Annotated in this window: 8 protein-coding genes and 1 riboswitch; of the genes, 6 read left to right on the forward strand and 2 right to left on the reverse strand. The window is 76.2% G+C overall.

Annotated features, from left to right (window positions below):
• Positions 1 to 23 precede the first annotated feature (23 nt).
• Together ACFU6K_RS18860 and ACFU6K_RS18865 are read right to left on the reverse strand one after the other, a co-directional pair.
• The gene (locus tag ACFU6K_RS18860) at positions 24 to 578 is read right to left on the reverse strand and encodes a hypothetical protein (RefSeq protein WP_380664403.1); all 555 of its coding nucleotides are present in this window, start codon (positions 576 to 578) and stop codon (positions 24 to 26) included.
• A gap of 668 nt (positions 579 to 1,246) precedes the next feature.
• On the reverse strand, positions 1,247 to 2,353 hold the full coding sequence (locus tag ACFU6K_RS18865) for an alpha/beta hydrolase family protein (protein WP_380664405.1): 1,107 nt from the start codon (positions 2,351 to 2,353) through the stop codon (positions 1,247 to 1,249).
• 314 nt (positions 2,354 to 2,667) lie between these two features.
• Positions 2,668 to 2,801, forward strand: a riboswitch (cobalamin riboswitch).
• Positions 2,802 to 3,007: 206 nt separating this feature from the next.
• Here ACFU6K_RS18865 and ACFU6K_RS18870 point away from each other — a divergent pair.
• The 6 genes from ACFU6K_RS18870 to ACFU6K_RS18895 all read left to right on the forward strand — a co-directional run.
• Positions 3,008 to 3,946, forward strand: a complete 939-nt coding sequence (locus ACFU6K_RS18870; protein WP_380664407.1) for a cobalamin biosynthesis protein — start codon at positions 3,008 to 3,010, stop codon at positions 3,944 to 3,946.
• The gene (locus tag ACFU6K_RS18875) at positions 3,943 to 5,457 is read left to right on the forward strand and encodes a cobyric acid synthase (protein ID WP_380664409.1); all 1,515 of its coding nucleotides are present in this window, start codon (positions 3,943 to 3,945) and stop codon (positions 5,455 to 5,457) included. Before ACFU6K_RS18870 ends, ACFU6K_RS18875 begins: the two co-directional genes overlap by 4 nt.
• 97 nt (positions 5,458 to 5,554) lie before the next feature.
• Positions 5,555 to 7,684, forward strand: a complete 2,130-nt coding sequence (locus ACFU6K_RS18880; protein ID WP_380664411.1) for a putative cobaltochelatase — start codon at positions 5,555 to 5,557, stop codon at positions 7,682 to 7,684.
• Between the two features lie 6 nt (positions 7,685 to 7,690).
• Complete coding sequence (cobO, locus tag ACFU6K_RS18885; protein WP_380664413.1) at positions 7,691 to 8,296, forward strand: cob(I)yrinic acid a,c-diamide adenosyltransferase; 606 nt, start codon at positions 7,691 to 7,693, stop codon at positions 8,294 to 8,296.
• Between the two features lie 4 nt (positions 8,297 to 8,300).
• Complete coding sequence (locus ACFU6K_RS18890; protein WP_380664415.1) at positions 8,301 to 9,674, forward strand: cobyrinate a,c-diamide synthase; 1,374 nt, start codon at positions 8,301 to 8,303, stop codon at positions 9,672 to 9,674.
• A 115-nt stretch (positions 9,675 to 9,789) separates the two neighbouring features.
• Positions 9,790 to 10,261: AAA family ATPase (locus tag ACFU6K_RS18895; protein ID WP_380664417.1), on the forward strand; the 472-nt coding region annotated here is incomplete at its 3' end.

The raw sequence follows: 10,261 nt of genomic DNA on the forward strand, positions 1-10,261 counted from the left end.
GAGCACGTTGTCGACCAGCGTGGTCATCCGGGCGTACCCGGCGGCCAGATGGTGCAGCAGCTGATTGGCCTCCGGCCGGTGCCGACCCGGCGCTCGTCCAGGCCGCGGCGCAGCAGCTCCAGCAGCTCGCTCTCGGCGACCGGGCCGTCCACCAGGTGCAGGAAGGAGAGCAGCTGCGGGGCCTGGTCCACGGCCTGCCCGGCCAGGACGGCGAAGACGCCGCGCAGCGCCGCGGGCGGCACCGGGGCGAGCAGGGTCCAGGCGTCGAACATCGCCGACCAGCCGCGCACCACGGCCTCGTCGTCGTGCTCCCAGGCGTGCAGGCGCCAGCCGGGGCCGGCTCCGCCGTCCCTGGCCTCCACCAGGCCCACCAGCAGCGCCTGCCCCCAGGCCTTGGCGGCGGCGCCGACCGTCATGGCCAGGGCCCGGCCCGCCGCGCGGGCGTCGTCCGGGAGCAGCTCGCCGCGCTTGTCGACCTCGGCCAGCTCACCGGCCCAGCGGGCGACCCGGACGGCGTCCACCAGCATCCGGCGGGCCAGCGGCGCCAGCTCGGAGGGTGCCGGGAAGCCCTCCGGCACGGGAACCCTGCCCCGCCCGGGGGCCGGAGCGGGCCCTCGTCGCCGGGGTACTGCGTTACGGGGGACTCCCGCCCCGCCCGGCCTGCCACCGGCGGGCCGTTGGGCCGTTCCGGGGAGACGGGTCACCGTCGCACCGGTACCGATCGTCGGCGGGAGCGGGGCATCACGGTCGCGCGGGTTCCGAGACGTCACGTCGAGCAGTCTTCCCCTTGTACCGGCCTTCTGTCACATCCGGTTGTCCGTACGACCGGGCGACCGCCGGTGGCACCTCCGCAAGATCGGGCAACAACGGCAAACCGCCTGGCCGGAAACGTGTGACCTGCCCATGCCACGGGGGGCGGCCCGGTTGCCGGGAATGCTCGGGCGGTCACCGTGCGTACGGGTGGGGGGTAAGGAGCCGGGCCAAATATTGCTCCTGACAGTCGAGGGGCCCGAACGGGGGCGATCAGCCCCGGCGGCGCCCGGCGGGACTGTCCAGCCCGAATCCGGACGGATGGCGGGCGGGGTGATCGGGATCGCGCCGCACCGGAAGTCGGCCGGGCCGTCTTTTCGCGCAGGCCCGGCGGAATGGGAGGAACGTTCATTCCCGGACGGGGGGAATCCCACCGGGAAAAGCGGCGGGGACCAGCCGAAAACACCCTCGCGCACAGGGGGGGTGAACACACGCCCTAGAGGAGCGGGGTGAGCCAGCGGCGGAGGAGTTCGGTGTAGCGGTCGGGGGCGGTGTTCCAGAGGGTGGCGTGGTCGGCGCCGGGGAAGGGCTGGAGGCTCACCACGTCGCGGCGGGCGGCGGCCAGCTTCTCGGCGGCGCCGAAGGGCGCGATCCGGTCCTCGGGGCTGTGCAGGAGGAGGGTGGGCACCCGCAGGTCGGTGCCGTCGGCGATGCGGCCGAAGTCGGCGAGGTCGACCCCGGTGCGGCCCTCGGCGGCGAGGGCGCCGAGCTCGGCGGCGACGCCCTGGAAGCCGGCCCGGGCGGCGTCCCGGCGGGCGGAGGCGGGCAGGTCGAGCACGGGCGAGTCGAGGACCAGGCCGCGGACGGCGTGCGACCAGGCGGAGCGGGCCACGGTCTGGAGCACCATGGTCGCGCCGACGGACCAGCCGTACAGGATCACCTTGCCCGCGCCGCTGTCGAGCGCCAGCCGGACCGCCGCCTCGATGTCGCGCCACTCGGTCTCGCCGAAGTGGCTGAGCCCGTCCGGGGAGGCGGGGGCGCCGCGGTCGCCGCGGTAGGTGACGGCGAGGGCGGGCAGGCCGAGCCGGTCGAGGACGGGGAGCACCGGGAGGGTCTGCCGGCGGTCGTCGCCGGGGCCGTGCACCAGGATCACCCAGGTGCCGCGCTTGCCGTCGAGCCGCCAGGCGGGAAGGGCGCCGAGCTCTCCGTCGGCGGCGGTGTCGGCGAAGGCCAGGCCGAGCGCCTCGGTGGGGTCGCCGAGGTGGACCCGGGGCGTGAAGCGGACCTCGGTGCCGGGGGCGAGGGTGCCCCGGTCGGCGCGGGCCAGCCGGCGGGTGACGCCCTGTTCGTCGGCGTGCAGGACCTCCTCGACGACCGCGTGCCCGCCGTCCGCCCACTCGACCGCCCAGCGGCCGGGGCGCAGGCTCGCGGGGCTGCGGGTGAAGGTGACCCGGCCGGGAGCGAGGGCCCGGACCAGGACCGGTCCGGACTCCTGGACGGCGGTCACCGGACGGACCATCCGCTCGGAGGCCCGGCGGCCGACCACCAGTACGGCGGCCCCCACCGCGGCGGCCGCCACGACGGCGGCGGTTCCCCAACGCATTTCGCTCCCCGCTCTGTTGTTCACGGACGTTGTTCACGGATGTTGTTCACGGACCGGACGGTGTTCGAGCCCCAGTTCACCGGCGCTCCGCCCGACCGGCCACCGGGCTGGGCCGTCCGGGTCACCCGGGCGGCGGTCCCGGGGTGCTCGGGGGTGTCGGTGGCGGGGTACCGGTGGCGGGCGGTCGGGGCGGGGCCGCGCCGGGCGATCCGACGGGGTGTCAGCGGCGCCCCCGTGTGACCAACCCCTCCGTGACCTCGGTTGACTCCCGGTTCGGGCCCGTGATGGGATCCTGGGGCCAAACGGAGGCATGGAGAGGAAGCCGGTGGAAGTCCGGCGCGGTCCCGCCACTGTCACCGGGGAGCACGCTCGGAACATCGCCACGGCGGGCCGTCGACGGCCGCTGGAAGGCTCCGGGGGTGCGTTCGACCCGGAAGCCAGGAGACTCTCGCCGCCGTCACGTCGATCCAGGGCGCGGACCCTGAGTGAGGACACGCACGCGATGCAGGCTGCCCCGCCCGGCCGGACTCCGAGCTGCCCTCCGCCGTGCGGCCGATGACCCCGCGCGCGCCTTCGCCCTCTCCTGCGCCGCGCCCGCCCGGCCGCGCTCGGGGCCCACTGACCCGCGCCTCGCGCCCGCTGGCCCGCGCCGCCGTGTTCGCGCTCGGCGCCGCTGCGGGCTACGCCGCCGACGCCCGCTTCGCCGACCCCCGCCGGGGCCACCCGGTGGCCGTCTTCGGCAGCGCCGCGACCCGGCTGGAGCGGCGGCTGTGGCGCGACGGCCGCGCCGCCGGGGCCGGGTACACCGCGCTGTGCGTGGGTACGGTCGCGGCCGGAGCGCTCGCCCTGGACCGTACGGTGGGCCGGCGCCCGCTGGGCCGGGCGGCGTTGGCGGCGGCCGCGACCTGGACGGTGCTCGGCGGCACCTCGTTGACCCGGGAGGCGCGCACCATCGGCCGCTCGCTGGCCGCCGGCGACCTCGCGGCCGCCCGGGAGCGGCTGCCGCACCTGTGCGGGCGGGACCCGAGCGCGCTGGACGGGCAGCAGATCGCCCGGGCGGTGGTCGAGTCGGTGGCCGAGAACACCGCCGACGCCGTGGTGAACGCGCTGACCTGGGGCGCCCTGGCCGGCACTCCCGGCCTGCTGGCCTTCCGCGCCGTCAACACCCTGGACGCCATGGTGGGCCACCGCTCGCCCCGCTTCGCCCGGTTCGGCTGGGCCTCGGCCCGGCTGGACGACGTGGCGGGCTGGCCGGGCGCCCGGCTGACGGCGCTGCTGACGGTGGCCGCCGCCCCCGAGCCCCGGACCGCCTGGCGGGTCTGGCGGCGCGACGGCTCCGCGCACCCGAGCCCGAACGCGGGCCAGGCCGAGTCGGCGTTCGCCGGCGCGGTGGGCGTACGACTGGGCGGGACGCTGCGGTACGGGGAGCGGGTGGAGCACCGGCCTGTGCTGGGGGCGGAGCTGCGGCCGGTGACGGTGGACGACATCGAGCGGGCCTGCGCGCTCTCCCGGCGGGTGGGCGCACTGGCGCTGGGTACGACGGTCGCGGGGCACGTCCTGCTGCGGGCACTGCTGAAGAGGGGACGGGCATGAGCAACGCACTGCTGGTCGCGGGGACGACCTCGGACGCGGGCAAGAGCGTAGTGACGGCCGGGATCTGCCGGTGGCTCGCCCGCCAGGGCGTACGGGTCGCGCCGTTCAAGGCGCAGAACATGTCGCTCAACTCCTTCGTCACCGCCGACGGCGCCGAGATCGGCCGCGCCCAGGCGATGCAGGCACAGGCCGCCCGGGTGGAGCCGGAGGCGGCGATGAACCCGGTGCTGCTCAAGCCGGGCGCGGACGGCCGCAGCCAGGTGGTGCTGCTCGGCCGGCCGGTGGCCGAGGTCGGCGCGCTGGACTACCGCGAGCGCAAGCCCGTCCTGCTGGAGCGCGCCCTGGAGTGCCTGGCCGACCTGCGCGGCCGCTACGACGTGGTGGTCTGCGAGGGCGCGGGATCGCCCGCCGAGATCAACCTGCGCGACCGCGACATCGCCAACATGGGCCTGGCCACGGCCGCCGCCCTGCCGGTGGTGGTGGTCGGGGACATCGACCGCGGCGGGGTCTTCGCGGCGATGTACGGGACGCTGGCGCTGCTGTCGGCGGAGGACCAGCGGCACGTGGCGGGCTGGTTCGTCAACAAGTTCCGCGGCGACGCGCGGCTGCTGGCGCCCGGGCTGGAGATGCTGCACGAGCTGACCGGCCGTCCGGTGCTGGGCACGCTGCCGATGCTGCCCGGGCTCTGGCTGGACGCCGAGGACTCGCTGGACCTGTCCACGGTGGCGGACCGGGCGGACGGGCCCGGACCGCTCGGCGCGGACGTGCTGCGGGTGGCCGTGGTGCGCTTCCCCCGGCTGTCCAACTTCACCGACATGGACGCGCTCGCGCAGGAGCCGGGCGTGCTGGTCCGCTGGGCGACCAGGCCGGAGGAGCTGGCCGACGCCGACCTGGTGGTGCTGCCCGGCACCCGGGCCACCGTCGCGGACCTCGCCTGGCTGCGCGAGCGCGGCCTGGAGCCGGCCCTGAAGGCGCGGGCGGCGGCCGGACTGCCGGTCCTCGGGGTCTGCGGCGGCTACCAGATGCTGGCGCACTCGATCGTGGACGAGGTCGAGTCGAAGGCGGGCGCCGTCGACGGCCTCGGCCTGCTGCCGACGCACGTGCGGTTCGGCGTCGAGAAGGTGCTGGCACGGCCGGTCGGCGAGGCGTACGGGCAGCGGGTCGAGGGCTACGAGATCCACCACGGGGTGGTGACCGTGGAGGGGGGCAGCCCCTTCCTGGACGGCTGCCGGGTCGGCCCGGTCTGGGGCACCACCTGGCACGGCGCGCTGGAGAACGACGGGTTCCGCCGCGAACTCCTGCGCGAGGTCGCCGAGTTGTCCGGCCGGGCGTTCGTCCCGGCGCCGGACACCTCCTTCACCGCGGCGCGTGAGGCCCGGCTGGACCGGCTGGGCGACCTGATCGAGGAGCACGCGGACACCGACGCGCTGTGGAAGCTGATCGAGGGCGGGGTGCCGGCGGCCGGATCGCTGCCGTTCCTCCCGCCCGGGGCCCCTGGGAGTGACGCATGAGCCGAGTAGCGCAGCGCTGGGCAGGACCGCCGAACCGGGCGGGGCAGCAGGGCCGGGCACGATCACGGAGTCAGGCACGACAGGAGTGGGGTACGGCATGAGTGACGTCCGCTATCCGTTCACCGCGATCGTCGGCATGGCCGACCTGCGGCTCGGGCTGCTGCTGAACGCGGTCTCCCCGGCCGTGGGCGGCGTGCTGGTGCGCGGCGAGAAGGGCACCGCGAAGTCGACCATGGTGCGCGCGCTGGCCGGCCTGCTGCCGTCCATCGCCACCGTCGACGGCTGCCGCTTCGCCTGCGACCCGGCCGCGCCCGACCCGCAGTGCCCGGACGGGCCGCACGCCGCCGTCGAGAGCCACGAACGGCCTTCCCAGCTGGTCGAGTTGCCGGTCGGCGTGGCCGAGGACCGGATCGTCGGCTCGCTCGACCTGGAGCGGGCGCTGGCCGAGGGCGTCAAGGCCTACGAGCCCGGACTGCTCGCCCGGGCGCACCGCGGCGTGCTCTACATCGACGAGGTGAACCTGCTCCAGGACCACGTGGTGGACCTGCTGCTGGACGCCGCCGCGATGGGCCGCTCGTACGTCGAGCGCGAGGGCGTGTCGGTGCGGCACGCGGCCCGCTTCCTGCTGGTCGGCACCATGAACCCGGAGGAGGGCGAGCTGCGGCCGCAGCTGCTCGACCGGTTCGGCCTGACCGTCGAGATCGCCGCCACCCGGGACCCGGCCGAGCGCGCCGAGGTGGTCCGCCGCCGGCTCGGGTACGACGCGGACCCGGCCGGCTTCGCCGCGCGGTTCGCCGAGGAGGAGCGGGCGCTCGCCGAACGCATCACCGCGGCACGGGAGTTGCTGCCCAAGGTCGAGCTGACCGATGTGGCGCTGCGTCAGATCACCGCCGTGTGCGCCGCGTTCGAGGTGGACGGGCTGCGCGCGGACATCGTGATGGCGCGCACCGCCGTCGCGCTGGCCGCCTGGGACGGGCGCACCGAGGTGCTGGAGGAGGACGTCCGCAAGGCCGCCCAGCTGGCACTGCCGCACCGCCGCCGCCGCAACCCCTTCGACGCGCCCGGGCTGGACGAGGAGCAGCTGGACCGGACGCTGGAGGAGCACGCGCAGCAGCAGGAGGAGGAGCCGGAACCCGAGGGCGACGGCCCCGGACCGGACGGCGGCGGCGACGACGACAACGGCGGCGGGCCGGAGGGCGGCCCGGACGGCGGCGGTCCGGACGGCGGCGGCGCGCCCGAGCCGTCCGACGGCGGCCCCGAGGCGCCCGAGGCCGCCTCGCCGGAGGACCCCGCCTCCGAGGGCCCCGAGGTGCCCGCGCAGCCGCCCGTACCGGCGCAACACCCGGCCCCCGCACGGGAGTCGGCGCCGGTCGCGGCCGGGGACCCGTACCGGACGCGGCTGTTCACCGTGAAGGGCACCGGGCACGGCGCCCAGGGCCGCCGCTCCCCCGCCGAGACCACCGGCGGGCACACCATCCGCGCCCGCCGCCCGCAGGGCGCGCTCGCCCGGCTGCACCTGACCGCGACCCTCCAGGCCGCCGCGCCGCACCAGGCCGCGCGCGGGCGCAGCGGGCGGGCGCTGGTGGTGCACAAGGACGACTTCCGCGAACAGGTGCGCCAGGGACGGGAGTCCAACCTGGTGCTGTTCGTGGTGGACGCGTCCGGCTCGATGGCCGCCCGGCAGCGGATGACCGCCGTCAAGGGCGCGGTGCTGTCGCTGCTGATGGACGCCTACCAGCGCCGCGACAAGATCGGCATGATCACCTTCCGGGGCTCGGGCGCCGAGCTGGCGCTGCCGCCCACCTCCTCGGTGGAGGTCGGCGCGGCCCGGCTGGAGTCGCTGCCCACCGGCGGGCGGACCCCGCTGGCCGCCGGCCTGCTGCGCGCCCACGAGGTGCTGCGGGTGGAGCGGCTGCGCGACCCGAGCCGGCGCCCGCTGCTGGTCGTGGTGACCGACGGCCGGGCCACCGGCGGGCGGGACGCGCTCGCCCAATCGCGCCGCGCGGCCACGCTGTTCGCCGCGCAGGGCACGGCGAGCGTGGTGCTGGACTGCGAGTCCGGCCCGGTCCGCCTCGGCCTGGCCCGCACCCTGGCCGGGCTGCTCGGCGGCACCGCCGTCAGCCTGGACGAGCTGCGCGCCGAGGGCGTGGCCTCGCTCGTCCGCGAGAACCGCGCCGCGGACCGCTCCGCGAACCGTTTGACCACTTCGATGCGAAAGGCGGCCTGAGCCGACATGCCCAAGGGAGTCCCCGAGAGCGTCCCCGACGACGGCCTGACGACCCGTCAGCGCCGCACACTGCCGATCACCGCCGTGCACACCGGCCCCGGCAAGGGCAAGTCCACGGCCGCGTTCGGCATGGCGCTGCGGGCCTGGAACCAGGGCTGGCCGGTCGGGGTGTTCCAGTTCGTGAAGTCCGCCAAGTGGAAGGTCGGCGAGGAGAACGCGCTGCGCGTGCTCGGCGCCTCCGGCGAGGGCGGCACCGTCGACTGGCACAAGATGGGCTCCGGCTGGTCCTGGATCCAGCGCTCCGCCGAGCAGGAGATGTCCAGCGAGGAGGCGGCCAAGGAGGGCTGGGAGCAGGTCAAGCGCGACCTCGCGGCCGAGGCCTACCGCTTCTACGTGCTGGACGAGTTCACCTACCCGATGCACTGGGGGTGGGTCGACCCGGACGAGGTGGTGGCCGTGCTCAAGGACCGCCCGGGCAGCCAGCACGTCGTCATCACCGGCCGGTACGCGCCCGAGGCGCTGACCGGATTCGCCGACCTGGTCACCGAGATGACCAAGGTCAAGCACCCCATGGACGCCGGCCGCAAGGGCCAGCGCGGTATCGAGTGGTAGGCCGTTGAGCAACATCCCCCGCCTCGTCGTCGCCGCGCCCTCCTCGGGCGCCGGCAAGACCACCGTCGCCACCGGCCTGATCGCGGCGCTCGCCGCGCGCGGGCTGGCGGTGTCGCCGCACAAGGTCGGCCCCGACTACATCGACCCGGGCTACCACGCGCTCGCCGCCGGGCGCCCTGGCCGCAACCTGGACGCCTTCATGTGCGGGCCGGAGCGGATCGCGCCGCTGTTCCTGCACGGCGCGGCGGGGGCGGACGTCGCCGTCGTCGAGGGGGTCATGGGCCTGTTCGACGGGGCCTCCGGACGCGGGGAGCTGGCCTCCACCGCGCACGTCGCCAAGCTGCTGCGGGCACCGGTGGTGCTGGTGGTGGACGGCTCCTCGCAGTCCCGCTCGGTGGCCGCGCTGGTGCACGGCTTCGCCTCCTGGGACCCGCAGGTGCGGCTCGCCGGGGTGATCCTCAACCGGGTCGCCTCCGACCGGCACGAGCACCTGCTGCGCGAGGCCCTGGAGGAGGGCTCCGGCGTACCGGTGCTGGGCGCGCTGCGCCGCTCGACGGCGGTCGCCACACCGTCCCGCCACCTCGGGCTGATCCCGGCGGTGGAGCGCTCGGCGGAGGCCCTCCGGGCCGTCGCCGACATGGGTGAACTGGTCGCCTCCTCGGTCGACTTGGACGCCGTACTCGAACTCGCCCGGACCGCACCGGAGTTGGACGCCGAACCCTGGGACCCGTCGGCCGAGGTCACCCCGGTGGCCGGCCGGCCCCGGATCGCCGTGGCGGGCGGCGCGGCCTTCTCCTTCTCGTACGCCGAGAACGCCGAACTGCTCGGCGCGGCGGGCGCGGAGGTGGTTCCGTTCGACCCGCTGCACGCCTCCTCGCTGCCCGCCGGGACGGCCGGCCTGGTCATCGGTGGCGGCTTCCCCGAGCTGTACGTCCGCGAGCTGAGCGGCAACGCCCCGCTGCGCGCCGCCATCGCCGCGTTCGCCGCCACGGGCGGGCCGATCTCCGCCGAGTGCGCCGGACTGCTCTACCTGGGACGGGAGTTGGACGGCCTGCCGATGTGCGGCGTGCTGCCCGCCGGCGCCCGGATGACCGAACGCCTCACCCTCGGCTACCGGGAGGCGGTCGCCCTGCACGACTCTCCACTGGCCCCGGCCGGCACCAGACTGCGCGGCCACGAGTTCCACCGCACGGTCTGCGAGCCCGGCGCGGGCGAACTCCCCGCCTGGGGCTGGCGCCTGCCGACCGGCCCCCGCACCGAGGGCTTCGCGAGCGGCAACGTGCACGCCTCCTACCTGCACCTGCACTGGGCGGGCGCACCGGCGCTGGCCACCTCCTTCACGGCCGCGGCGGCGGCCTTCGCGGCGGGGGCGGCGTAGTCCGGGGCGGCGGCGGTGGGGGCGGTCGGGGCCGCGTGATCCACGGTGTCACCCCGGCCGGCGCCCCGGGAATAACGCCGCGACGACGTGGGGTGTGCGGCCGTAGGCTCCGCGCATGCGTGTGATCGTTCTCAACGGCGGGTCCAGTTCCGGCAAGTCGAGCATCGCCCTGCGCCTGCAGGAGCTGCTGCCGGACCCCTGGCTGCACCTCGGCGCGGACACCATGGTCGAGGCGCTGCCGCCGTCGCTGCGCACCGGCGGCGAGGGCATCGGCGGGCTGGAGGACGGGGGCGGGACGGTCGAGGTCGGCCCGGTCTTCGCCGCCCTGGACGCCGCCTGGACGCTCGGGGTCGCGGCGATGGCCCGGGCCGGGGCCCGGATCGTGGTGGACGAGGTGTTCCTCGGCGGCACCGCTTCGCAGGCCCGGTGGCGGTCGGCACTGGAGGGCCTGGACGTGCTCTGGGTCGGGGTGAGCTGCGATCCGACGGTGGCCGAGAGGCGGGAGGCCGCCCGCTGCGACCGGGCCGCCGGGATGGCCGCGGCGCAGGCCTCGGCGGTGCACGAGGGCGTCACGTACGACCTGGTCG

Origin of the sequence: Kitasatospora sp. NPDC057512, from assembly GCF_042802135.1 — a bacterium.
In the GTDB taxonomy this organism is placed as follows: domain Bacteria; phylum Actinomycetota; class Actinomycetes; order Streptomycetales; family Streptomycetaceae; genus Kitasatospora.